Origin of the sequence: Mycobacterium sp. D16Q13, assembly GCF_002013375.1 — a bacterium.
Taxonomy (GTDB): domain Bacteria; phylum Actinomycetota; class Actinomycetes; order Mycobacteriales; family Mycobacteriaceae; genus Mycobacterium.
In genome coordinates this window covers 13,515-35,936 of sequence record NZ_MAEW01000026.1, presented here as the reverse complement: position 1 = coordinate 35,936, position 22,422 = coordinate 13,515, and the positions used below count along the sequence as shown (strand labels likewise).

26 protein-coding genes and 1 pseudogene are annotated in these 22,422 nt (G+C 62.5%); 13 read left to right on the top strand and 14 right to left on the bottom strand.

All coding sequences use genetic code 11. The features are described 5' to 3' along the window. Positions 1–70 precede the first annotated feature (70 nt). The gene (locus B4400_RS23105; RefSeq protein ID WP_078292398.1) at positions 71–403 is read right to left on the bottom strand and encodes a hemophore-related protein; all 333 of its coding nucleotides are present in this window, start codon (positions 401–403) and stop codon (positions 71–73) included. Positions 404–690: 287 nt separating this feature from the next. Here B4400_RS23105 and B4400_RS23100 point away from each other — a divergent pair, with 287 nt between their 5' ends. Further along, positions 691–1,572: a universal stress protein gene (locus tag B4400_RS23100; RefSeq protein WP_078312978.1), complete on the top strand. Its 882-nt coding sequence runs from the start codon at positions 691–693 to the stop codon at positions 1,570–1,572. 66 nt (positions 1,573–1,638) lie between these two features. Continuing rightward, complete coding sequence (locus B4400_RS23095) at positions 1,639–2,145, top strand: DUF1802 family protein (RefSeq protein ID WP_286151415.1); 507 nt, start codon at positions 1,639–1,641, stop codon at positions 2,143–2,145. Here B4400_RS23095 and B4400_RS23090 read toward each other — a convergent pair. Next, a complete protein-coding gene (locus tag B4400_RS23090; RefSeq protein WP_078312976.1) occupies positions 2,115–2,900 on the bottom strand; it encodes a hypothetical protein in 786 nt (261 codons plus the stop codon). The two genes, B4400_RS23095 and B4400_RS23090, sit on opposite strands and share 31 nt — an antisense overlap. A 125-nt stretch (positions 2,901–3,025) precedes the next feature. Here B4400_RS23090 and B4400_RS23085 point away from each other — a divergent pair, with 125 nt between their 5' ends. Then, positions 3,026–4,642 carry a diflavin oxidoreductase gene (locus B4400_RS23085; RefSeq protein ID WP_078312975.1) on the top strand — a complete coding sequence of 539 codons (1,617 nt, stop codon included), beginning with the start codon at positions 3,026–3,028 and terminating at the stop codon, positions 4,640–4,642. A gap of 4 nt (positions 4,643–4,646) precedes the next feature. Here B4400_RS23085 and B4400_RS23080 read toward each other — a convergent pair whose 3' ends face one another. Next, the gene (locus B4400_RS23080; protein WP_078312999.1) at positions 4,647–5,012 is read right to left on the bottom strand and encodes an RNA-binding S4 domain-containing protein; all 366 of its coding nucleotides are present in this window, start codon (positions 5,010–5,012) and stop codon (positions 4,647–4,649) included. Between the two features lie 91 nt (positions 5,013–5,103). Between B4400_RS23080 and B4400_RS23075 the strand changes: the two genes are divergently transcribed. Further along, a complete protein-coding gene (locus tag B4400_RS23075; RefSeq protein ID WP_139360371.1) occupies positions 5,104–5,721 on the top strand; it encodes a hypothetical protein in 618 nt (205 codons plus the stop codon). 8 nt (positions 5,722–5,729) lie between these two features. On the opposite strand, the gene B4400_RS23070 is transcribed toward B4400_RS23075, so the two are convergent. The 3 genes from B4400_RS23070 to B4400_RS23055 all read right to left on the bottom strand — a co-directional run bounded on the left by B4400_RS23070 (position 5,730) and on the right by B4400_RS23055 (position 7,730). Further along, the gene (locus B4400_RS23070; protein WP_139361540.1) at positions 5,730–6,536 is read right to left on the bottom strand and encodes an aminoglycoside 6-adenylyltransferase; all 807 of its coding nucleotides are present in this window, start codon (positions 6,534–6,536) and stop codon (positions 5,730–5,732) included. A gap of 85 nt (positions 6,537–6,621) precedes the next feature. Next, positions 6,622–6,891, bottom strand: a complete 270-nt coding sequence (locus B4400_RS23065) for a hypothetical protein (RefSeq protein ID WP_078312998.1) — start codon at positions 6,889–6,891, stop codon at positions 6,622–6,624. 212 nt (positions 6,892–7,103) lie between these two features. Then, entirely contained in the window at positions 7,104–7,730 is a 627-nt protein-coding gene (locus tag B4400_RS23055) for a TetR/AcrR family transcriptional regulator (protein ID WP_139360373.1), read from the bottom strand. A 125-nt stretch (positions 7,731–7,855) separates the two neighbouring features. Here B4400_RS23055 and B4400_RS23050 point away from each other — a divergent pair, with 125 nt between their 5' ends. Both B4400_RS23050 and B4400_RS23045 read left to right on the top strand, forming a co-directional pair. Continuing rightward, on the top strand, positions 7,856–9,085 hold the full coding sequence (locus B4400_RS23050; protein WP_078312971.1) for an acyl-CoA dehydrogenase family protein: 1,230 nt from the start codon (positions 7,856–7,858) through the stop codon (positions 9,083–9,085). Between the two features lie 21 nt (positions 9,086–9,106). Next, on the top strand, positions 9,107–10,249 hold the full coding sequence (locus B4400_RS23045) for an acyl-CoA dehydrogenase family protein (RefSeq protein WP_078312970.1): 1,143 nt from the start codon (positions 9,107–9,109) through the stop codon (positions 10,247–10,249). A gap of 2 nt (positions 10,250–10,251) precedes the next feature. Here the strand turns inward: B4400_RS23045 and B4400_RS23040 are convergent, their stop codons facing one another. From B4400_RS23040 to B4400_RS23030, 3 genes are all read right to left on the bottom strand, one after another. Continuing rightward, a complete protein-coding gene (locus tag B4400_RS23040) occupies positions 10,252–10,869 on the bottom strand; it encodes a DUF1345 domain-containing protein (protein WP_078312969.1) in 618 nt (205 codons plus the stop codon). 203 nt (positions 10,870–11,072) lie between these two features. Beyond that, entirely contained in the window at positions 11,073–12,485 is a 1,413-nt protein-coding gene (locus tag B4400_RS23035) for an Hsp70 family protein (RefSeq protein ID WP_078312968.1), read from the bottom strand. A 56-nt stretch (positions 12,486–12,541) separates the two neighbouring features. Then, on the bottom strand, positions 12,542–13,543 hold the full coding sequence (locus B4400_RS23030) for an alpha/beta fold hydrolase (RefSeq protein ID WP_078312967.1): 1,002 nt from the start codon (positions 13,541–13,543) through the stop codon (positions 12,542–12,544). 157 nt (positions 13,544–13,700) lie between these two features. Here B4400_RS23030 and B4400_RS23025 point away from each other — a divergent pair, with 157 nt between their 5' ends. The 6 genes from B4400_RS23025 (at position 13,701) to B4400_RS23000 (ending at position 17,659) form a co-directional block, all read left to right on the top strand. Beyond that, entirely contained in the window at positions 13,701–14,228 is a 528-nt protein-coding gene (locus B4400_RS23025) for a hypothetical protein (RefSeq protein WP_078312966.1), read from the top strand. Positions 14,229–14,263: 35 nt separating this feature from the next. Beyond that, complete coding sequence (locus tag B4400_RS23020) at positions 14,264–14,491, top strand: YdeI/OmpD-associated family protein (protein ID WP_170915083.1); 228 nt, start codon at positions 14,264–14,266, stop codon at positions 14,489–14,491. 258 nt (positions 14,492–14,749) lie between these two features. Further along, positions 14,750–15,190 (top strand): hypothetical protein, encoded by a 441-nt coding sequence (locus B4400_RS23015; RefSeq protein ID WP_078312964.1) that lies wholly within the window; start codon positions 14,750–14,752, stop codon positions 15,188–15,190. Continuing rightward, the gene (locus B4400_RS23010; protein ID WP_286151414.1) at positions 15,184–15,702 is read left to right on the top strand and encodes a flavin reductase family protein; all 519 of its coding nucleotides are present in this window, start codon (positions 15,184–15,186) and stop codon (positions 15,700–15,702) included. Before B4400_RS23015 ends, B4400_RS23010 begins: the two co-directional genes overlap by 7 nt. 423 nt (positions 15,703–16,125) lie before the next feature. Then, the gene (locus tag B4400_RS23005; RefSeq protein ID WP_078312962.1) at positions 16,126–16,944 is read left to right on the top strand and encodes a SigB/SigF/SigG family RNA polymerase sigma factor; all 819 of its coding nucleotides are present in this window, start codon (positions 16,126–16,128) and stop codon (positions 16,942–16,944) included. Positions 16,945–17,236: 292 nt separating this feature from the next. Next, positions 17,237–17,659, top strand: coding sequence for an STAS domain-containing protein (locus B4400_RS23000; RefSeq protein ID WP_078312961.1), 423 nt, complete (start codon positions 17,237–17,239; stop codon positions 17,657–17,659). A 26-nt stretch (positions 17,660–17,685) separates the two neighbouring features. Here B4400_RS23000 and B4400_RS22995 read toward each other — a convergent pair whose 3' ends face one another. The 5 genes and pseudogenes from B4400_RS22995 to B4400_RS22975 all read right to left on the bottom strand — a co-directional run bounded on the left by B4400_RS22995 (position 17,686) and on the right by B4400_RS22975 (position 20,578). Next, positions 17,686–18,141 carry an ATP-binding protein gene (locus tag B4400_RS22995; RefSeq protein ID WP_078312960.1) on the bottom strand — a complete coding sequence of 152 codons (456 nt, stop codon included), beginning with the start codon at positions 18,139–18,141 and terminating at the stop codon, positions 17,686–17,688. Between the two features lie 520 nt (positions 18,142–18,661). Next, positions 18,662–18,814: pseudogene (locus B4400_RS22990) on the bottom strand (low affinity iron permease family protein); the annotation flags it as partial. A gap of 169 nt (positions 18,815–18,983) precedes the next feature. After that, a complete protein-coding gene (locus B4400_RS22985; protein WP_078312958.1) occupies positions 18,984–19,283 on the bottom strand; it encodes a hypothetical protein in 300 nt (99 codons plus the stop codon). 81 nt (positions 19,284–19,364) lie between these two features. After that, the gene (locus B4400_RS22980) at positions 19,365–19,733 is read right to left on the bottom strand and encodes a hypothetical protein (protein ID WP_078312957.1); all 369 of its coding nucleotides are present in this window, start codon (positions 19,731–19,733) and stop codon (positions 19,365–19,367) included. Between the two features lie 164 nt (positions 19,734–19,897). Further along, positions 19,898–20,578: a PAS and ANTAR domain-containing protein gene (locus B4400_RS22975; protein ID WP_078312956.1), complete on the bottom strand. Its 681-nt coding sequence runs from the start codon at positions 20,576–20,578 to the stop codon at positions 19,898–19,900. 418 nt (positions 20,579–20,996) lie between these two features. On the opposite strand from B4400_RS22975, the gene B4400_RS22970 reads away from it, so the two are divergent. After that, positions 20,997–22,367, top strand: coding sequence for an amino acid permease (locus tag B4400_RS22970; RefSeq protein WP_078312955.1), 1,371 nt, complete (start codon positions 20,997–20,999; stop codon positions 22,365–22,367). The last annotated feature ends 55 nt before the right edge of the window (positions 22,368–22,422 follow it).

The following is a 22,422-nucleotide window of genomic DNA, read 5'->3' as shown; positions in this document are numbered from 1 at the left end:
AAGCGTGCCGACGCATCAATGGACCGGCCGCCCCATCACCATTATGAGGTAGCGGCCGGGAAATCGCCGATCAGTAGTTATTGCAGGAGTTGGCGACCTGGTTGATCAGGACGGTGTACTCCTGAACGGCGGGCATACCGCGCACCTCGTTGACCATCTGCTGCCGCTTCGCTCGCGGAGAGGCCACGAACTGCTGCAGCCACGCACCGGCGATCGGATTCGCGTTCACCTGCTGTGCCGCCGCGGGCGACTGCTCGTTCAGTGCCGCCATAATCTGCGGGTAGGTGCACGTGGTGTTGACGATAGCCGTCACATCCGGGTCGGCGGAAGCGATTCCACCGCCCGCAACCAGCGACAATGCCACCGCGCCAGAACCAACAATCAACTTCGCCGTCAAGGGCATTCTCGTCTACCTTCCACCAGTTCCCCCGACGTCCATATCGACTGCCGGCGAGATTCCGTTACGCACAACGCTAGCAGGATCCTCAGAGTCCTTAGTCATGCTATCTACCGGCCCATGAGCCCCAAATGAGATCTCCGCCAACACGAATGACACTCATATTGAGTGATGCAGCACACCTTTGTATGGGCGAAAGTCACAGAGAATGGGGATTTTGGCCCATGGGAGCCACGGCGGCCTGTCCATAGTGTCGGTGGTGGGAGCAACCGTCCTACCGCATCGGAGGAGCCATGACCACCACGACCCACCCGCACATTCTCGTGGGCATCGACGGATCGACATCGGCTCTACACGCTCTGACATGGGCGGGTGCCGAGGCCCAGCGGCGGAACCTGCCGCTGACGCTGGTCCACGCCATCGACCACAGCAGCTTCGGCCAGGGCTACAACCTGGGAGCATCGGCGAGCTTCTTTGATCACCTGGACACCGGCGGGGCCGAGTTCCTCAGCCAGGCCAAGGACCACGTCTACGCACTGCATCCGAACATTGAGGTGTCCACGGTCAAGGCGACCGGTAAACCGGTGGCGATCCTCGTCGAACTGTCGAGAAACGCCGCCATGACGGTGCTTGGTTCCAGCGGACTCGGCGGATTCACCGGGATGATGGCCGGTTCGGTGTCGGTGTCGCTGACCGCGAAGGGACACAGCCCGGTCGTCGTCGTCAGGGAAGCACCGGGACCGGCGGGGCCGATTGTCGTGGGCGTCGCCGACTCTGAATCCAGTGACGGCGCGATCGCCTGGGCCTTCGAGGAGGCCGCGATGCGAGACGCCGAGCTGGTGGCAGTGCATGTCTGGAACAACATTCCTCCGGGCTACGTGTACGCCTACACGGCGTGGAGCACGATGGATTCGGCCCGAGAGGCACAGCGCCAGGAACAGATCCTTGCCGAGCGGCTGGATGGCTGGCAGGAGAAATACCCGGATGTGCCGGTACGGCGCACTGTCGCGGTCGGGCATCCCGCCGACGTCTTGCTTCGCGAGGCCGAGGGTGCACAGTTGCTCGTCACGGGAAGCCGCGGCCGCGGTGACGTCGCGGGCTTCTTTCTCGGGTCCACCAGCCACGCATTGATACACAAGGCCACCTGTCCGGTGCTGGTGACGCCCCGGCCGTAGTCTCGCGATGTGACCGAGATTCCAAGCCGGCTCGCCCTGAAGGAGTGGAGCGCCGCGATTCACGGCATGCTCGATGGCCGACAGACGATTCTGCTGCGCAAGGGCGGAATCCACGAGAAGCGCTTCACCCTTGCTGATTCTCGGTTCCTGCTCTTCCCGACGGCGGTGCACGGCCATGCCGAGCGGGTGCGGCCAGAACATCAGGACCTGCTGGCACGCGCGGTCGCCGACAGCACCGAAACGCACGTCGTGGTGCGGGCCGGGGCCGAGGTTGTGGCCGCGGTCGAGGTCAATCGACCCGAGGCACTCGAAGAGCTTGCCGCACTGCATATCTGGACAATCGAATCGATTCGCGCGGACCGCTTGGATTTTCGGCCCAAGCACCGCCTCACGGCGTTGGTGGTGCGGGCGTACCCAATGGTCGCGCCGGTGCGAATTCTTCGCACAGAAGCACACGGCGGCTGCGCCAGCTGGGTTCCGCTGACAATCGCCCCGCAGTGGGGGGCGCCGGTTCATGAGGAATCAACACTCGCCGAGATCGCTCAGCGAGTCCGCGATTCTGTAGGTGCGTGAGGCAGCTCGGGGGTTGGAGTGCCACCGATCGCGTCGAGCCATCGCCGACGCACGGGACCCCACCGACGGTCAAATACCAAGGCACGCTCGCGTGCTCGCGCGAGCTTCTCCTCCGAATAGCGCCACCGCGCCCATGGGGATGTCGGGCGGGCGAGACGCGCCGCGGACCACCAGGCGACGGGAGCGATGAAGATCCCGATCATCGCGGTGGGGTACTTGCCCTTGAGTGCGGTAACCGCCACCAGCGCAAGGTGTATCAGCAACAGCAGCATCGCGACCCCGCGAGCGATCGCGATCACACCGGTTAGGCCGTCCACGTTGAGCGGTGACACACCGACAGCGGCCAGGCCAATACACGCGGACGCGAGCGTGACCATGTCGACCGATAACTGCCCCTCGTTGGACCAGTAGACATCCTCCAAGTGGAAGATCATCGCGAACTCGTCGAGCACCAACGACGCGCCGACCCCCACCAACAGGCCCGCCACGTACGTCCATACCGACAGCGGCGGAGACCCGAGCGCGGTGAAACCACCGACGATCAGCAACACCACCCCTGGGACCGAATGGTGGATGTGCACACCGCCGCCGGAAATGTTGTGAAAGGGCCCCTTTCCGTCGCGGATAAGCCGCGTGATCGTGCGTGTCACGACGAAGGTCACCACGAACGCGACGAACCCGAACAGCAGGGGACCTTTGTAGCCGTCCACCACGTCGTAGTGCCACCAAGAATTAAAGCCAGGCCACCCACGGATGCTATCGGGTTAGGGGGTCCACGCAGGGAAAAGAGGGGGGAGATCCCCATGGCTTCGCTCGCCAAAGTAAGGTCGCCCTTACCCAGCGCTGGGACCAGCCCCGCGCGCGCGAGCGAGGGAGTGTTGTGACCGCCCAGCCGGACTTCTCGTTGATCGTCGGCTACGGCACCGATATGGGCAATGCCGAGGACGCTGCCATGTCGTTCTCCGAGGCCCTGGAAGAGGCCACCGGCATCAAGTCCGAGGCGATCGAACTCAACCAGGTCGATGTCGCAGATCTGCAATCCGCATCGCATTTCGTGGCTGTGGTGTCGACATTCGGCGACGGTGAATTTCCCGATAACGCGCTGCTGTTCTGGGAGGCGATCAGCGCCGAGGCGGCCGATCGGCTGGAACATCTGACTTTCTCGGTGCTCGCGCTCGGTGACAGCAGCTACGAATTCTTCTGCAACGCGGGTCTACTCCTGGACCAACGCCTGGAGGCTCTGGGCGCGGCCCGGCTGACCGAACGCGTCGATATCGACGGGCCCTATCTCCAGCAGTCGAAGGAGTGGACCACCGATCTCGTCAAGCGTCTGGCGGCCGGCCACATCAGTACCACTGCAACGCCCGTGGTGACGGAGGCGCCCGTACCACCCAAGCGCGACCGCAACGAGCCCGTCGAGGCGCGACTGCTTGTCAACCGGCTGCTCACCAGCAGCGAATCCGATAAGGAGGTACGTCACTACGAAGTGGACCTCACCGACTCCGGAATCTCCTATGAGGCAGGCGATTCGATTGCCGTGCACGCCACCAACGATCCCTCGCTCGTCGCGGCGATACTCGCCGAGTTGGGTGTCGGTGCCGATCATCGGGTCGCCGGCCACGATGAGCCGCTCGCCGAACTACTGTCCGATCATCTCGAAATCCGCACCCCCTCACGGACTCTTCGCGCCTTGGTCGCCACCCGAACGGACAACATGGACGCGGTCGCCGCACTCGGTGGCGACGTCACTCCGGCGCCGGGTTCCTGGCTGTACGGAAAAGATGTTCTGGATCTGATCAGGTTGGGGGAGTTGACCGTTGACGAGCTGGTCGACAATCTGCGCCCGCTTCAGTTCCGTGACTACTCGATCGCATCGAGCCCAGCCCTGCACCCCGACACCGTGCACCTGACCGTGGCGACCATTCGATACGCCGATGCCGATCGCATCTATGGCGGTGTGGCGTCGACATTTCTGGCCGACCGTGGGCAGACAATACGGGTGCATCTGCGACCCAATCACACCTTCCGGCTGCCGGCCGCCGACGTGCCGATCATCATGATCGGGCCGGGGACCGGGATCGCGCCGTTCCGCGGCTTCCTCCAGGAGCGCCAGGCCGCGGGCGCGCACGGGCGTTCGTGGCTGTTCTTCGGAGACCGGCGCCGTGCTACCAGTTTCCTCTACGGCGAGGAGCTTCAGGGTTTCGTGGATTCGGGCGTATTGACCCGACTCGACCTCGCCTTTTCGCGAGATGGCGCCGACGGTGAACCGAAACAGTATGTCCAGCACCGCATGCTGGAGAGCGAGGCGGAGCTGTTCGCCTGGCTACAGGACGGTGCGTACCTGTATGTGTGCGGCGATGCCGAGAACATGGCCAAGGACGTCGACGCGGCGTTGCACGAGATCGTCGCCCGCTGCGGCGGCATGGACACCGCAGCGGCGCACGCGTACGTCAATGACCTCATCAGGAGCCATCGGTACGTGCGCGACGTCTACTGACGGCTCATTCCCGGCCAGTACGCCACTTATCCAGCATCCGCCGGTCCCGTTTAGTCGGCCGGCCCGCGCCGCGGTCGCGCGCCGCCACCTGAACCTGTGGAACCTCAGGCCGGGCAGGTGTTCGGTCGAGGTAGCAAGTCACGGCGTCGGCGGCACCAACCCGCTTCTGGATCACCCTCACCACCTTGACGATTCGGGTCGTGTCGCCCACCAATACGCGTACTTCGTCACCGGGGGCTACCGCCGTCGACGGCTTCACCGGTCGATCGTTGATGCGCACATGTCCACCGCGACATGCCGCCGCGGCGTCCGGCCGGGTCTTCGTCAGTCGGACCGCCCACAGCCACCGATCGACGCGGGACGACTCCATGACGTCCATCATGCAGGGCGTAGGCTCCGAGCTTCGAGCGCGTCATCCGTCGTCGAGGGGGAGGGGTGTGTTCCGGTGGACAATGTCAGGCATGAGTGAGAGACAGCCGGGCGCTCTCCGGCGGCGCGTCGTGATCGCTGGCGTTGCACTCCTAGTGTTCACGGCCGCTGGCGTGGCAGCCGTCGCACCAGTGGACTGGGGCAGATTGCCACTGGTCGGGGCACTGATTGATGAGAGAGACCCGCTGTACGGCGCGCCGCGGCTGGACGGGGAGTTGTCCGCCATGCAGCGCGAGCTGCCCGGGCGGAGATTGTTCCGGGTGATGATCTATCCGGCGCACATTTCGATAGAGGCTCAAGTCGGGGACACCCAACAGCTCGATCAGCTCGATCAGCGGCGCGGAGAATTCCGAAACTTCGGTCGTCAAACCGGGTATGCCTGGGCGCGGACGCCATTTCGGGTAGAAGAGATTTCTGCATACCGCATCCGGCAGGCAGTGACCGATGCGCTGGCGCTCGGCAAGCCCGGTGGTGTCGAGTTCGTATCGTACGAAACGGCCCGCGCACAAAGACCTTTGACGCTGACGGTGTGGTTGCGCCATGACCCCCTCAGCACGCTCGTAGATTTCGATCCGCGCACGGGAGCCATCATCGGACAGCAGTTCATAGAGACCGATGCCAACACCGTGCTCGGCGGGTGCTGGTGTTAGGAGCCTTTCTAGGCGCGCAGCGACAGGATCTGCTCGATCTCGCGTCGCAGCCGTTCGTGCCGGAACGGTTCGAAACCGAGGGCGGTGCCCGTACGGGCCGACAACCGCGCGAATAGGTCGACCGTGCGCCGCAGTGCGTTGACGGTGTCGTCGGCATCGAAATGTGCCCAACAGCCCTCGACTTCGACGCGGACCTCAGCGTCCATCCAGCTGTTCATGCGGGTACCCAGATAGCGCGTGTCATGCCCGGTTCCATACCGAACACGGTGGTCCCACTCAATGATGCGCAGCAGCTCTTCCTTGAGATCCTGGTCGCGTAGTTTCGCCGACCAGAGCTCCTCGCGTACCACGGCTTTCGCGCACATCAGCGCTGCGGCGTAGCCCCAGTGCACGCTCTCCTCAAACTCCTCTTCGGCGGGCAGCTCACCGTCGGGCGTGCCCACCGCGTCCGGGTCAGGTGCCTGACCGTCTTTGTCGACCAATACCTGGAAGGGCCGATCGTGCTCCATCTCGGCGAGATCCTCGGCGGGAATCAGGGTGAAGTCAAGCTTGCCTCCGGCGTAGTAGATCAGCCGGGTCTGATACCCGGAGTCCTCGTCCTCCAGACGCTCGACCACAAGAACTTCGCCCAGCGATGCCCACCACGAATCCTCGTCTGCCAGGTCATCCGGGTCGGATGCGTAGAGCTCGATGTCCCGGTCCGACAGGGGGTGAACGTCCCCGTCGGCCGCGGACCCAGTGACAATGACCGCCCGGACAGCGTCCACCTCGGTCGCCCACGCGACCAACTTCTCAAGCACCTCACCGTAATTCACACCCATATCCTTGGCTGCCCGGCATGGTGTTCTCAAGAGCTTTTCCGCGTGTCGGTCAGGTGTTTCGCGCGCGTCGCGGCGGGCGCTAGCCAGCGTTGTTCTTGTTCGTGCCGTCCGGCACGAATGGGTTGACCCCGGTTGGTGTCAACGGGTTGGCGCCCTCGTAGGTCGGCTGATGCGCGCCCTGCTGGTACTCAATGTCGCCCGGGGCAAGACACGGATCGAAGTCGGTCGAGCCGACGCTCGGCTGGTTCGCGTAACACACCGGCGGCGGCTCGGGCGCCGCCGCTGCCACCGGGGACCCGATCAGGGTGATCGCCCCGACGACCATTGCCGAACTCACTGCCGTAAGCATCTTCATGCCCACACCTCTCCACTCTGTCAAAGATCAGCTAATCGAACTCGCCGCCAGAGCGGCCCTTCAATACATTGCGATATATGCATATATTAATTTCAGAAGGTTTGTCTACATCGTGGTCAAGGAAATCAGGAAGCTCACATGGAGATATCAGCTAATCCTCAGGATACCGGGCCGGGGTAGGGGTAAGTGGCAGCGACGGTAGGCCTTCAGCGTTGCGTGGAACGTGCGGGCCCATGGGCCAGCAGCATGTCGACCAACTGATCGATGAGGGTCTCTTCGGTGCCCGCGATGTCCTGATTCAGCCATGCCGCGACGGCCTGCCCAACGCCCCCCACGACGAAATGGGCCAGCACCGGAAGGCTGCCGTCATCATCACGGCGAAACCAGTCGCGCAGATGCTGAGCGAACAGCGATACAAACATCGCCGTGGCCTCGAACCTCTTGCGCACCAGAACCGGATTGACCTGCCTAGGGCTATAGAGCAGCTGCCCGATGCGACGGTCCGCGTTGATGACACGCACTACGCTGCTGATACCGGCCCTCACCTGCTGGCGCGGCGGCGCCGCCGCCACCTCGGCCTCGATGGTCGACGTAAGGCCCTCGACGGCCCAATCAAAGATCGCGGTGGCGAATTCGTCCTTGTCGGCGAAGCTTTCGTAGAAATAGCGTTGCGCCAAACCCGAGCGCTGGCAGACGGTGCGCAGCGTGAGGTCGCCGGGTCCGTCCGGGGCACCGAGAATGTCGAGCCCCGCCTCCAGCAGCTGTTGCCGACGCCGCGCGAGGCGTTCGTCGGCGGGAAGACCGCTGTATGAGCGGCCGGCTGGGGATGACACCCACCCAGTCTTACAGGAGCCGATATTTGCCTGGGGGCAGAACGGGCATTAATCTGAATGCACTTGCATCCAGATTAATGAGATCTATCGCTTCCCCAACGCAGCCTCGACACAACGGAGTGCACATGGACCTGGCCTTCTCGGCAGAGGAAGAACAATTCCGCACGGAGGTCCGGGAGTTCCTGGATAAGAACCTCACCGAGGTTCTGCGCGCGGCCGGACGCCTACAAACGAGTGTGTACAGCGATCACGAGGCAAGTCTGCAATGGCAGGCCATCCTTCACGAGAAGGGATGGGCGGCACCGGCCTGGCCGGTGAAGCACGGTGGCCAGCCGTGGACCGTGGCGCAGCATTACATCTTCGCGGTCGAATCGACCCTTGCCGGGGCGCCCGCGTTGTCGCCCATGGGCATTCGGATGGTTGCGCACGCAATCGTCAAGTTCGGCACACAGGAGCAAAAGGACTTTTTCCTGCCCCGGATTCTGACGGGGGAGGTCTTCTTTTGTCAGGGTTACAGCGAGCCCGAGTCCGGCTCGGACCTGGCGTCGTTGCAGATGTCGGCGCTCTCCGACGGTGACGACTTGATCCTCAACGGCTCCAAGATCTGGACAACCCATGCCCGCGAGGCGAATTGGATGTTCGCACTGGTCCGCACCACCAAGGGCCCGAAGAAACAGCTCGGTATCACTTTCATCCTGATCGATTTCACCTCACCCGGGATCGAGGTCAAGCCCCTGGTGATGAGCTCGGGCGAGGAGGTGCAGAACGTTGTGTTTTTCGACAACGTACGAGTCCCCAAGACGAATGTCCTCGGTGAGATCGATGAGGGATGGACTGTGGCCAAGTACCTCCTTGAGTTCGAGCGCGGCGGTGGGGCAGCGGCTCCCATGCTGCAGGTGGGCCTGGACCAGCTGAGCGCGGCCGCCCAGTCGGTACCCGCCGAGAATGGCACCCTGGCAGACGATCCGGTGTTCAGCGCCAAGCTCGCCGATCTCGCGATACGTATCGACGTGATGGAGGTTCTCGAGCACCGGGTACTGGCGGTCGTCGCCGGTGGCGGCAATCCGGGCACGGCCTCCTCGATGCTCAAGATTCTTGGAACAGAACTGTCCCAGGCGTTGACCACCCTGACGCTGGAGGCCGCGGGCCCGCGTGGCCGCGTGTATCAGCCCCATGTCACGAAGCCGGGCGGTCCGGTGGTCGAGTACACCCCGCCCGCCGACGGGTACCACAGCGGTGAGCTGTGGCAGGCGGTGGCGCCACTGCACTATTTCAACGACCGCGCGGGATCAATCTATGCGGGTTCCAACGAGATTCAACGCAACATCCTCGCCAAGGCCCAACTGGGCCTCTGACAGACAAGAGCGAACATCACCATGGACTTCAGCCTCACCGACGAACAACAGCTCCTGAAGAATTCCGTCTCGGATTTCCTGTCCAACCGTTACGCCTTGGACACCAGCCGCCGTGCGGCGCGCTCGGACGTCGGCTGGCAGCCGCAGGTGTGGAAGTCCTTCGCTGAGGAACTTGGCATTCTCGCCGCGCCGCTGCCGGAGGACCGTGGCGGTCTGGGTGGCGGCGCGGAGGAGGTACTGGTCATCGCCGAAGTGCTCGGACAGCATCTCGTCGTAGAGCCCTTCATCGGCACGGTGGTGCTCGGCGGCGGCCTGCTCCGGCGCTCGAACAGCGACCTGGCCAAGGACCTGATCGGTGGGATTGCGGCCGGCGATGTGGTGACGGGATTCGCCGCTCTGGAGCCAACTTCGGGGCAATCGTTTCACTCCGTGCGGACAACTGCCCGTCGCGAGGGACACGACTGGGTGCTCGACGGTGAAAAGATCGTGGTGAGCGACGCACCGATCGCCAGCCATCTGTTGATCACCGCCCGTACCGCTGGCGATGTCACAGACACCGCGGGTCTGACGCTGTTCGCGGTTCCGTTCGACCCTGCGAGTCCGCCCCAGGGAATCACCGCACATCACTACCGCACAATCGACGATCATCACGCCAGCGACTTGGTGATCGCCGGCCTACGCATACCGGATTCGGCACGAATCTCGGAGGTGGACGAGGCCTGGCCGCTGATCGATGCGGCCCTCGACGAAGCCACGGCCGCCACGGTGGCCGAGGCGGTAGGAATGCTGCGGAAGGTCCTGGCTGATACGGTCGCATACGCCAAGCAACGCCAGCAATTCGGCGTGGCAATCTCCAATTTTCAAGCGTTGCAACACCGCATGGTGAACATGCACATAGAGGTCGAGCAAGCGGTGGCCGCCTCTTACTTGGCTTCGCTCAATCTCGAGGGTCCGCGCCGTACCCGTGCGGTGTCGGCCGCCAAGGCGACCATCGCGCGGGCCGCCCGCCTGGTGGGGCAGGAGGCAGTTCAGCTGCATGGTGGCATGGGCATGACCGAGGAGCTGGCGATCGGACATTACTTCAAGCGACTCACCGCAATTGAGTCAGAATTCGGCAATCGCGATTTTCACACCGCACGGTATCAGCGCGTACGCGGCGCCTAGGCCTAGCCGACGAGATTGATGACCAGGTTGATCGTGCACGCGATGATCACCGTGCCGTAGATATAACTGAAAAGACAATGCTTCAACACCACGTCGCGGATGTGAGACGCGGTGACAGCGGTGTCGGAGACTTGGTAGGTCATGCCGAGATTGAAGGAGAAGTAGTAGAAGTCGACGTAGCGAGGCGGGACGTCGGAGTTGAAGTCGATACCGCCGGCGATGCCCTGGTAATAGATCCGCGCGTATCGAGCGGCGTAGATCGTGTGCAGCATCGCCCACACCGTCAGGATGGCTCCGATGCACAGTCCCGCGTAGGTGCCCTTGTCCTCCTCGTTGGCTGAGATCAGGAGTATCCCGATTGCGGACAAGCTCGCCACCAGGATCAGCAGCATTGCCAAGTCGCCGAGCTCGTCGTCCATGTCCTCGCTGCTCGCGCGGGCACGTGTTTGGTCGGGATCCATGGGCCACAACACCGTGAGTGCCCACACGACATTGACGGCAGCGGTCATGATGACCACCGCGAGCAGCGCAACCTGCCAGCGCTGCAACAACACCCCGGTCAGGGCGCCGACCGTCAGTCCAATCATGAGCGCGACCCAGAATCGCTTCGCGCCGGTCATGCCCGCTCCTCGAGGAACACCATCCCGACATCCAACAGTGCCGACAGGAGAAAGGGAAGGCAGGCCGCGCCGTCCCGCTCTTACTTTCTAGATCACACCGGGGCGTGCGGCAAGACTCCGGGTTTGGCTCAGAATGGCTGGCTTAAAACGTGATTCACGAGGATTGGCGGGTCTTGATGCGTAGTGGCCGCGGAGCCGGTGAACTAGGGGTGCGGCGTGGTTGTCACTGTCGTCGTGGTCGATGTCCGGTTGCTTGGTGACGGAGCGTCGTCGCGGTCCTGCCAGGCGATGAACAGCGCGGTGAATACGGCCCCGGAGAACACCGCCGCGGCAAGGAACCAGAGGAACGGTCGCTGGAACCAACGCATCCGGTCGGTGCCGCGATAGTCGCCAGGTCCAGGGCTGAACGTCACCTCCGGCCGGGCGTCGGTGGCCGGCGTCGAGTAGTCCTGGTACTCCTGCAATTCCGGGGAGGTATCGCCCTCTGACCATGCCAACCTGTCGGATTCGACGGTATCTATGGGTTTGGACGCGGGGCTCTTGGCGGTCTCCTCACCCACGGGCACAGGGCGCATCATCGTTGCATCGAGCGACGGCGTTTCCTCTGGTTGCCCTGCCATGACCGCAGCCCCGAACGCGGCGGCGAGCTGAGGCTGCGGCGCCGCGACGATCGGGCATCGCAGTCGCTCGGAAAGCTGTTGGGTGACAAGAGGGATGGCCGAGCCACCGCCGACGGTGAGGGCGGCAGTGACGCTGGCGGGAGGAATGTTGTTGCGTTCCAAGGTTTCTTGAACCCTGGTGATCAGCTCGGCAAGTGGCTCCCGGATCCGGTCTTCCAACTCACTGCGTGTGAGCCGTACATCGGCGGTGAGGCCGGGCAGCTCTACCGGGACCGTGGTCGTGGTGTCGGCTGAAAGATGTTCCTTGGCCGCACGGCAGCGATCACGGAGGCGTGTCAGCGCGCCCAAGGATGCCGTTCCATCGGGATCTTGGCTGAGGCCGGCAAGAACCTGCGTCAAGAGCTCCTGGTCGATGCGTTGCCCGGAGAAGTCGCGATGACGAACGGTCTCGCCGATGGGCCCGAAATTGCCTGCGGCGTCGGCGAGCGTGATGCTGGTGCCGGTTCCGCCGAAATCGCAGACAATGACGACACCATGCGCGGGGAGCCGATCACGCGCGCTCTCCAGTGCGGCGCGTGCGTCGGGCACCAGCTTCATCGGGGTGCCGCCGGGCGCCAGGGCTGGCACCTTGTCAAGGGCGGCGCGCAATGCGGCAATGGAGTGTGCGCCCCAATGGGCCGGCACGGCGGCCGCGAGTGCCGGCGGAGCGTCGACGTTCGCGACCACCGCCGCGTCGGCGATCATGACCCGGATGGCTTCGGCCATGACCCAATCGGCACTGTGCACGGACCCGTCGGCTCCGACGATTCCGACGGGGTCACCGATTCGATCGACGAATCCGGTGAGGCCCAGGCCGGGTTCCTTCGGGATACCGACCTCCGAGGGCCGGTCCTCATGGAGCGTGAGCATCGAGGTCCGCACGACGGGGACACCGTCAGGGTTGCCGTCGGTGGCGACCAGCTGTGTAGCCCCGATCGACATTCCGAGTGAGTTCATTCCCTACCTGTTCGCCTGTTCCTCTGCGATTCTAGGCGGGCACTCGAGGCGCCGACCTAAAGGGCGTTCGCGTCCATGATCGCCGTGGCGAAATCCTTGGGAGCTTCTTGCGGGACGTTGTGCCCGATTCCGTCGAGTGTCCGGTGGGCGTACTTACCGGTGAACATCTTCCGATAGCCGGACCCGTCCTTGGCCGGCCCGTCGAAATCGCTGCCGATCGTGATGGCTGGTACACCGATGGCCGGCTTGGCCGCCAGTCTGGCTTCAATAGCGTCATAGCGCGGCTCGCCCTTGGCCAGCCCAAGCCGCCACCGGTAGTTGTGAATCACGATGTCGACATGGTCGGGGTTGTCGAAGGCCCTGGCCGAGCGGTCATAGGTGGTGTCGTCGAAGTGCCACGCCGGAGAGGCGTTGTGCCAGATGAGCTCGTTGAAATCGCGGGTGTTCTGCCGGTAGCCCCGCACGCCGCGATCGGTGGAGAAGTAGTACTGATACCACCAGCCCAGTTCCGCCTGCGGAGACAACGGTTGCTGGTTGGCTTCCAGATTGACGATGATGTAACCGCTGACCGCCACCAGCGCTTTCACCCGCTCCGGCCAGATCGCAGCCACAATATCGGCGTTACGTGCGCCCCAGTCGAATCCCCCGAGGATGGCCGATGGAATCTTCAGCGCGTCCATGAAGTCGATGACGTCGGTGGCGAGCGCTGCTTGTTGACCGTTGCGGAAAGTATCGGTGGACCTGAACCGGGTGCTGCCATACCCCCGCAGATACGGCACCAGAACCCGAAATCCCGTGGCGGTCAGCAGCGGCACCACATCGAGATAGCTGTGAATGTCATAGGGCCAGCCGTGCAGCAGGATGACAGGCTGTCCGTCGGCCGGCCCTTCATCGACGTATCCGACGTTGAGCAGTCCCGCGTCGATCTGTTTGAGTGGCGGGAACTGTGTGCGTGGCCGAGTCGTGTCGATACTGGCCCCGTTCGAGCATGCCCCGAGGGTCGTTGCGCCGACCGCCGCGGCCAGCGCCACCTTGGATAATCCACGTCTGCTGATCATGTCAGGGAACCGATTCCGTGAGAGGTCTGTTGGCGTCGACCCAGGTGACGACGACGTGGGACTTTACCGTGGTGAGATGTCTATCCGGGGCAGCTTCGTCACCGCGTTACACCGACAGTGACCTGCGACTGCCCATCGTCTATGCGACGATGGCTCGATGGACGCAGCCAAGCTGTTCGTCGCTGGCGTGATCATCGCTGGTGCCGCGCTATCCCTGTCGATTCCCGCCGGAGCGGATCCTGTGACCCCGGGGCCCCTGCCCGGGCCGGCGGCTCCAGATGCGGCAGCCGCGGCCACCGCACCTGTCGGTCCACCGCCCCCGCCGCCCGCGCAGCCGTCGGTTCCTGAGGTCGCAAATCCCTCGTACGGCTCGGGGTCCGGAGGTCCGCTGGGCACCATCCGCGACCTCTACCATCAGGCCAAAGACGGACCGCTGGACACTCCTGAAGGTGTGGCAGGGCGCCCGGCAGGGGCGGGACCCGCGCCGCAGCTGCCGCCGGGTTACATCTCGACGAATGCCCCTGAATCCTCCAACCCGGGGCGGATACGCGACCCCTATGCACCGGCGCCGTCGGGACCGCCACTACCACCGGGGTACACGTCGTTGACGGGCCCTCCGCCGCCCGGCTATGAACCGACCGGTCCTGCGCCAGACGGTCCTGCGCCGAGCAGTCCGACGCCGTGACTAGCGTCAAGGTCGCCGGGGGAGTAGTGCATACGGTGCCTGCCGATCTGCGCACGGCACTGATCGAGAACCCCACGGCCCTAGCCCTGTGGCAGGACATCACGCCATTGGGGCGCAACGAGTTCATCTGCTGGGTAGAAGATGCGAAGCAGGAGGCCACTCGGGAACGCCGTATTCGGCGGACCCAAGAGGAGCTCGAGGAGGGCAAGCGCCGGCCCTGCTGCTGGCCCGGGTGTAAGCACCGCGAGCGCACCGGCAAGTAGCCGCTGCAAGGTCACGTCGACGCGACGTTATCAACCGGCCAGTATCAACCGGACGCTTCTTCTGACCATGACGGGACAGAGCAGGGAGAGCGGGCGCGCCCAGCACTTCGCCGAAACCATGCAGTGGGCACTCAGCACCATTGCCGATAACGGCATGTCGAAGCACTACCCGAATGGAAGGCCGAGGATTGGGGACACCGGTCAACCAAACCGATATGGCGGCAACCATTCTCGGTGTCGGGGAACAAATGCCTACCCGTGAGTTTCCGCGATGCGATGAAGCGGCTGTACCACTACCTGATGTCGTTGCATCGCCCCGATGAGACCAGCCGAGCGATGGCGGTGCCGATGGCCAATGATCCGTTGCATTGGCGTTACTCGAACTTCGAAGCCATCCGCCGCCGAATCGCATGGGCACAACATATTTCGATCACCACGACGTACATCGGGCGTGCGCAGATGCGCAGACTCGGGCTGCCCGCCTATATGCCTCCGTGGTACCCAATACTGCGAATCCCGGTGAACCTGCTGCGCACCGGCGTGAATTTCACACTGCCCGGCGGCCGCCTCAGGCAGGCGCGCAGCGGCTCGCGTCGGCAGTACGAGTTCATGCATGCCCTCAACGCGGACGGGCATGCGAACAATCGGGCATTCCGCCAGCTGGGTCGGACATGCCGCCTAGCGTATGAGGAATGGTAAGCGCAGCAGCTTCGTCGAAGTCGGACGTGCCAGCAGATTTCGCCGGCCTCATGAGCCAGCTGGACCAACCGATGTATGTGGTGACGGTGCAGGGAGCCGACGGCCTCTCCGGATGTCTCGTCGGTTTTGCCAGTCAGTTCAGCATCGACCCACCGTTGTTTCTCGTAGGGCTATCCGAACAGAATCACACCTGGCGTGTCTCACATGGGGCAAGCCATCTGGCAGTGCATGTGATCCCCCGGGCGAAAGGCGAGTTAGTGCGCCTCTTTGGGGAGGAGACCGGCGACTGTGTCGACAAATTCGCAGAGTGTTCCTGGCGCACTGGTCCGCATGGTGCCCCGATACTGCAGGATGCCTCGGCCTGGTTTGTCGGTGAGATCGCCACGCGCATCAAGCTTGGCGACCACATAGGGCACGTATTGGTGCCGGTCGCGGTGTCTCAGACATCGGAAATTTCCGGATACGTGTCGTCCCGCGATGCCACCCATCTCCATCCGGGCCACGAAGCGTGAAAACCTGACGCGACGACATTCCGTGCCGCCCGCCGAACAGGTGCTTGCCGCCGGCAGTGTCGAATCACATTGCGGTGCATAAGTACCCGGATAAGACGCGACTCGCAGCGCCGAGGGCGAAGTCGAGCATTGTCGGCGATCGCTTTCGCGAGTCAGTGGATAGCCATTCGAGTGTGTATTACCCGCAGGCCTAAAGATCAAACCTCTACTTTCTCGCGGACATCGGGTGGTGCCCATCGCAATATCCGCTTAGTGTGGAAGAAGTAGATGTGGCGCGCACATGGTTGGCATAGGAGGACAGGGTCCCGCCGGCACAGGAACGGCAAGTGATCCGCCATCGAATGCAGGCACGGCTCGCCGGCGCGGATGCGGTCGGACAAGTCGAACGAGCTGTTTCGTCGACAGCGTTGAGAGGGTTCATAAATGGAATGCCCTGTGGATGCTCCGGAGACAGGGCACACGGAGGCTAGATCCAAACAAAGCGGCACGGCCGACGACTACTCGGACGTTCCTGACATGTTTCTGGCCCTCCGCGGTCTGCCGCCTGACAGCACCGCATACCACCGCGGCCGCGAGCAGATCGTGACCAGGTGCCTCCATTTGGCCGACAACGTCGCGCGCCATTTCGATCGCCGTGGTGAGGATCTGGAAGATCTTGTCCAGGTGGCGCGCGTTGGACTGCTCAATGCAGTTAACCGCTTCGATCCTCAGAAGGGTTCGAGCTTTTTAGGTTTCGCTGTTCCCACCATGATGGGGGAGGTGCGTCGGCATTTCCGGGACCACGGGTGGTCAATGCACGTGCCGCGCTCGATAAAGGATAGACACGCCCAGATAGTCAGGGCCACTGCGGAATTGACGCAGACCTTACAGCGGGCACCCACGGCTACTGAGTTGGCAACCGAATTGGGCATCAGCCGTGAAGAAGTCGTGGAGAGCCTGGTTGCGGCGGACGCTTATCGGCCCCAGTCAATCGAGGCACCCGTGGGGCACGGAGACGACGAATCCAAGCACCTGGCCGACTTGCTCGGTGACGACGACCCGGCGCTGGAACACATCACAAATCGTGAGGCAGTACGACCGTTGTTGGCTGGGTTGCCCTCTCGCGAGCGCATCGTCCTGGAACTTCGGTTCTTCAAGGGTATGACGCAGAGTCAAATAGCTGAGCAGATCGGCGTGTCCCAGATGCATGTGTCACGGATTCTCGGCGACACACTGCGATACCTCAGGGACCAACTGCAGTAGTCGCCACTTGACTGGTACTTCGCCGGGGCGCTAACTCTGTCAGCGTCACGATCATCAAAATTAGCTTGATAGCGCGAGTACCTGACAGCGCCGCTCGCCGATGTTTGCGTTGAACGACCCTGCTCGTTAGAAACATTGTGCACGAAAGCGAGTCGGCGTAACGTCTTCAACAGGTTGAGTCCACAGCCGCGCAGGATCTGTAGATACCAGTGCAGTGTTGGGCCCCTATATCGGGCGAGCTGGCCTGGTGTCTCCAATCCGAAAGAATGCACGCTTCGATCGATGGAGTCATATGTCTGTCATTGACCAGAATGCATCACGTTTCTCGACTCGAACCAAAACCGGTGTCGTTTCACTGTTTTCGTCAACGGACGACACGGCACGGTTCACGGCTCATTGGCACCGTCCATCTGCAGTCCTCGTGAGTGTTACCGGCGAGATTGACGCGGTCAACGCCGGCCATCTCACGGAGTATGCAACACGCTACCTAGATGGGCACCGGACGTTGGTGCTCGATCTAGAAGGACTGCGCTTCTTCGGAACCGACGGCTTGGTGGCCCTGGACGAAATACGTCGCCATTGTGCGATGCAGGGGATCGAATGGTCCGTGATTCCAGGTCGCGCCGTGCGGAAGCTACTCGACATCAGTGGCGACAGCAGCACTTTTCCGGTGAGCGATTCGATACCCGAGGTATGGAGGAAGTTGGCGCTGTAGCCGAGAGCGGTAGGTAAGGCGCGGCACTATCCATGCGCCACATGGACCGCAGCAGTGGCGTCCCGCCCCGTGGTCATGGTGACGCCGACGATCCGGCCCGCACCGGCCGCCGGGTCGGCCTCTTCGAAAGTTTCGACGTGGTCTACCAATGAGTTGAGGACGTGCCAGCTGAAGCTGTCAGGCGGAAAGACCTCCCCAGGCAGACAGTTCGTGAACACCACGATGCCGAGGCGGTTCGAATGAAAATCCAATCGGATAGTGAGTGTGGCTTCGGGCACCGATGCTCTGATGAGTCGAGTGCACGCCTCATCCGTGGCGAGTTTGAGGTCGGCCACGGTATCCATATCCGCGTCGTCAAGTGCTGCGGCCGCCGCTACGACCGTACGTAGCATCGCCAGATTGTCCAGCCGCGCGGCTGTTTGGAGCGTGAGTGATCGGTCGTCCGGATGACTGCCGGATTGTGCGGTGTGAGTCTCGGTCATGTCTCTCCCAAGATTTCTGCGTTCGTGATTACCCGGATCATCGATGCACAACCAATTCTTGCCTGCGGCCGATAGGCATCCACGCCGAGCTCTGCGTGTCGCCGTTGAAAACTGGGTAACGCGAGTATACGTCTGCCGCCGTCATCGTATGCCGGGCCAAGGGAATTCATTGCTGATCGCCGTTCACCATGGTTCGCCTCAATCGCTCTGCGCAAGGGCCGGTACTGCTCGACCGCATGGAGTAAGCAGCCAGTGCAACAACCTAATTCGTAGGTCCGCGTCACAATCACCCGAGAATTGCGCAAGCCGACGTACATTCCGGGGTCCTCTCCGACATGCATGTCGCCGATGGATGCGACGCGGGTTACGAGCAGAGCCTGTTCGTTCATGATCGATGTGGTCTACCCGGTGCACCGTGGACTCAATCATCGATTGCGCGAGTGGACGATAACGAATGAGTATTTTCGCGCGGCGACGCCGACGTACGAGCCCGCCCCTCCATGGGATCGGAGACTCGAGGTCATCCGGATTCCGTGCTCTCATGCGCTTCGAGCCCTACCGCATCGAGCAGATCCACACGGTCCCGGCCTAGGTTGGACGCCAACTCCGGGTTCAGGCGCGCCAATGCATCGGCGATATCAGCGAACCCGTCGGCAATCCCGTTGAGCTTCCTGGCACTGTTACGCATCGCCGTGCTCGTCTTGCTCATCGATCGCCGCGTTACCCTGCATCGCGGCCCTTAACCAGGAGCGTGGGGCAGCGCAGGGGGAATGCTGAGGTCGACAAGGCCAGGGCAGAGGCCAAATCCGACGAGATGTGTCAGAAGCGTACGAGTAGCTAGCTCAATCGTGGTGAGGTTCCGAATATTCCTGGTGCCAACGGCTTTCCATCCCGCGAATTCGCTTGCGTTCGATGTGGAGCCAGAGCCACCCGACGAAGAAGAACACCAATGCCGATGCGCCTGCTACCGATGTCCATCCGTACAACCGGTAGCCGGCAGCGGTGAGGCCCAGCACCACCGCGGTGATGCCAAGTGCCATGAACGCCAATCCCGGCCACGACGCCCTGTCCGTCAAGGTCTCACCAGCATGGGGGCGAAAGGTGCGGGCGTGGTCCACAGGGTCGTCAGCTGCTTCTTGCACGGGATCTCCTATTGACAAGAGGGGTAACGGTACTCATTTCAGCTTTACCCGCGATCCCGTCGATCAAACCGGCAAGCAGAGTCAGGTCGTCATCATCCGTCCAGTCAGCATGAGGTTCACCACCATGAGCACCAGCAGAAACCAACCGGCGCCCTGCCAGACCCACCAGCTCTCCCGGCGCCTCCAGACGCGGTAAGTCTGAATGAAGGCAACAATCCCACCTATCAAGAGGACAGTCGGCGAGGCCAGCGCGATCAGGGGTGTTCCTTCTCGGCTGCTCAGCGCCGTGTTCACATCCAGACTGATCGAGCACCGTCCGATCCACATCACGGTAGCGACGAGGGTGATGGCGGCAAGTATCACGACCGTGAGGCTGAACCTCACCGCTTTCTGGACGGTCCGTCTATCCCGGAATCTTCGTGCCGGGTCGCTGTACATCGGGGCGTTCATATCCGTGGCAACTAGCTATCGCAGGCTCCCGTAATACCTGTCTGGCACACCGAGTGAGCGCGCTCGGATACCAGCGTTTCGCGGGTCGCGTACGCAGCCACGGCGTTGTCCTTCCTTCAGATCCCTTGCGGAAAGGTTTCCCGGAATGACTTGGTGTCAAACCCTTACCGAGGAATTCGTTGGTGAGTGGTCAGAAGCAGTCGATCGTACTCCGAACGCGAGGGCAAGCTTCTTCCGAAATCCAAATTTTGGAAGTCTGCGACGATCTGTTGGGCAAGCGCGCGCAGTTTCACGTTGCTCTCTTGTGACCGCCATTTCAGCAACTCAAATGCTGTGTCGGCGTTGAGCCGGTAGATCAGCATCAGCATGCCTTTTGCCTGCTCGATGATCCCGCGGCTCTCCGCAATCTCCACGACGGCGGCGGTCAGCGAATCCTCACGGTCCTGTTGGGCCGACGGGGTGACGTCTACATAGAACCCGTGGGTTCCGACCACGGTGCCGTCGCCGTCATAGAGCCGGTCGCCAATCACTACGACGTGGTGAACTTGCTGCTGCAAATCGATGATGCGATGACGAGTGCTGAAGGGCTGTGCCGTACGGCGGATCTCATCGAGCGTTGCGGCGACCTGACGAAAGTCGTCAGGGTGTTTATGGGAAAGAACGATTTCCGTGGTCGGGGTGACTTCTTCGGGTCCATAACCATGCATCTGCGCAACCTCGACGGACCACTCCCATCGCTCGTCGGCAAAATAGAAGCGAAACCAGCCGACGTGTTGCGGTGCCCCGCCCGCCAACGCCTGCTCCAAGCTGGCGTCGGCCGCCGTCTCCATAAGTTCATCAGACATGCCGTGACCACAACCTCACCGTCCGACACCCCTCGGAGGCACCGGCCATGCGGGCCGTACCTGTGGTGTTTAGCCAATTGCCCACAGGATATTCGCCTCATCATGCGCCGCACAAGACAGGCTCAGCTCCATGGCGGTCATCGCTTCGCTAGTTGGCTGCGGTAGCGATGCGCCTGCTTCTAGCGGCGGCACCAGGTCTGCCATCTTCTCGCTGAACGCGCCTGGCACGTGATCCTCACCTAACGCCGGGCATCGTGCCGGTTAGCGATCAGCCAAGCTAAATTCTGGTCAACGGGGGATTCACGTGATCGCGTCTGGCAGCTCCGACGGGCATGTTCACCGGCAGAGCACCTAAACTCAGCTAACTTCCCGGTTATCTCATAACCCTGAATGTGGCCACGCGATAGGAGTTCGCCCTGTGAACAGCACGTCGGAGACGCTCAAGCGAGGGCTCTCCGCTCGCCATATCCGCTTCATCGCATTGGGTTCGGCCATCGGTACAGGGCTGTTCTATGGGTCAGCCGAAGCGATCAGGCAAGCGGGCCCGTCGGTTCTGCTGGCTTATCTGCTGGGCGGGGCCGTCATCTATATCGTGTTGCGGTCCCTGGGGGAGATGGCCGTGCGCAGCCCGGTCGCGGGATCGTTCGGCGAGTACGCAACTCAATATATGGGCCCGCTGGCAGGCTTTCTCACCGGCTGGACGTACGCCCTGGAGATGATCGTCGTCTGTCTGGCCGACGTCACCGCGTTCGGCGTGTACATGGGCTTCTGGTTCCCGGACGTGCCGCGCTGGATCTGGGTTCTGTCGATCATCTTCTTCATCGGCGCGGTAAATCTGCTCAGCGTCAAGGTGTTCGGGGAAGTCGAATTCTGGCTCAGCCTGGTGAAGGTCCTGGCTATCGTGGCGATGATCGGCGGTGGTATCGCGATCCTGCTGTGGGGGACATCTTCCGATCACGGCGCTCAGCACAGTGTCGCCAATCTATGGAATGACGGGGGGTTCTTTCCCAACGGGCTGGCTGGTTTCGTAGGCAGCTTCATGATCGTGATGTTCGCGTTCGGCGGCACCGAGATCATCGGAATCACCGCAGGCGAGGCAAAAGACCCTGCGCGCACGATTCCCCGGGCCATCAATACAGTCCCGGTGCGCATCATGCTTTTCTACGTCCTGACGCTCGCCGTCATCATGTCGTTGAATCCCTGGCGATCCATTGATGCGAACAGCAGCCCCTTCGTCCAGATCTTTGAACGTCTGGGGCTCACATCGGCCGCGACCGTGTTGAACATCGTGGTGGTGACGGCCGCACTGTCTGCCATCAACAGCGATATCTTCGCCGCCGGGCGAATGATCTACGGGATGGCCCAGCGGGGACAGGCCCCGGCGATCATGAGGCGGGTGTCGCGAAATGGTGTCCCCTGGATGACCGTCGTCGTCATGACGGCGGCCTTGCTCGTCGGCGTGGTGTTGAACTATGCGATAGAGGAGCGCGTTTTCGTCATGATCGCATCCGTCGCCACCTTCGCGACGATCTTTGTCTGGCTGATGATCCTCTTGTCCCACTTCAGATTCCGGGCACAGCCAAGCGTCAGTGATCCATCGGCCCCGGCCTTTCCGGTGCCGGGCTGGCCGTACCTACAGGTGTTCGCAACCGGGTTTTTGGTGTTCGTCATGGTCCTGCTGGCCTTTAGCGCCGACACTCGCGTTGCGCTCGTCGTCGGGGCGGTGTGGCTGTTGCTACTCACCGCCGGGTACCGAATGTCGCGCACACCGTCACGTACAACGATGTGAGAGTGGCCAGCTCACTCCCGTGAGCGAACCCGCCGCCTACAGTGAGATAGATCGC

What these genes read in the sequence shown, in the direction of transcription:
- B4400_RS23040 (WP_078312969.1), bottom strand. Translation starts at nt 10,869, where the DNA reads ATGACCGGCGCGAAGCGATTCTGGGTCGCGCTCATGATTGGACTGACG.
- B4400_RS23025 (WP_078312966.1), top strand. Translation starts at nt 13,701, where the DNA reads ATGGACGCAGCCAAGCTGTTCGTCGCTGGCGTGATCATCGCTGGTGCC.
- B4400_RS22975 (WP_078312956.1), bottom strand. Translation starts at nt 20,578, where the DNA reads ATGTCTGATGAACTTATGGAGACGGCGGCCGACGCCAGCTTGGAGCAG.
- B4400_RS23105 (WP_078292398.1), bottom strand. Translation starts at nt 403, where the DNA reads ATGCCCTTGACGGCGAAGTTGATTGTTGGTTCTGGCGCGGTGGCATTG.
- B4400_RS23030 (WP_078312967.1), bottom strand. Translation starts at nt 13,543, where the DNA reads ATGATCAGCAGACGTGGATTATCCAAGGTGGCGCTGGCCGCGGCGGTC.
- B4400_RS23095 (WP_286151415.1), top strand. Translation starts at nt 1,639, where the DNA reads ATGCTCGATGGCCGACAGACGATTCTGCTGCGCAAGGGCGGAATCCAC.
- B4400_RS23035 (WP_078312968.1), bottom strand. Translation starts at nt 12,485, where the DNA reads ATGAACTCACTCGGAATGTCGATCGGGGCTACACAGCTGGTCGCCACC.
- B4400_RS22980 (WP_078312957.1), bottom strand. Translation starts at nt 19,733, where the DNA reads ATGAACGCCCCGATGTACAGCGACCCGGCACGAAGATTCCGGGATAGA.
- B4400_RS23000 (WP_078312961.1), top strand. Translation starts at nt 17,237, where the DNA reads ATGTCTGTCATTGACCAGAATGCATCACGTTTCTCGACTCGAACCAAA.
- B4400_RS23100 (WP_078312978.1), top strand. Translation starts at nt 691, where the DNA reads ATGACCACCACGACCCACCCGCACATTCTCGTGGGCATCGACGGATCG.
- B4400_RS23045 (WP_078312970.1), top strand. Translation starts at nt 9,107, where the DNA reads ATGGACTTCAGCCTCACCGACGAACAACAGCTCCTGAAGAATTCCGTC.
- B4400_RS23075 (WP_139360371.1), top strand. Translation starts at nt 5,104, where the DNA reads ATGAGTGAGAGACAGCCGGGCGCTCTCCGGCGGCGCGTCGTGATCGCT.
- B4400_RS23065 (WP_078312998.1), bottom strand. Translation starts at nt 6,891, where the DNA reads ATGCTTACGGCAGTGAGTTCGGCAATGGTCGTCGGGGCGATCACCCTG.
- B4400_RS22995 (WP_078312960.1), bottom strand. Translation starts at nt 18,141, where the DNA reads ATGACCGAGACTCACACCGCACAATCCGGCAGTCATCCGGACGACCGA.
- B4400_RS23050 (WP_078312971.1), top strand. Translation starts at nt 7,856, where the DNA reads ATGGACCTGGCCTTCTCGGCAGAGGAAGAACAATTCCGCACGGAGGTC.
- B4400_RS23080 (WP_078312999.1), bottom strand. Translation starts at nt 5,012, where the DNA reads ATGGAGTCGTCCCGCGTCGATCGGTGGCTGTGGGCGGTCCGACTGACG.
- B4400_RS23010 (WP_286151414.1), top strand. Translation starts at nt 15,184, where the DNA reads ATGGTAAGCGCAGCAGCTTCGTCGAAGTCGGACGTGCCAGCAGATTTC.
- B4400_RS23005 (WP_078312962.1), top strand. Translation starts at nt 16,126, where the DNA reads ATGGAATGCCCTGTGGATGCTCCGGAGACAGGGCACACGGAGGCTAGA.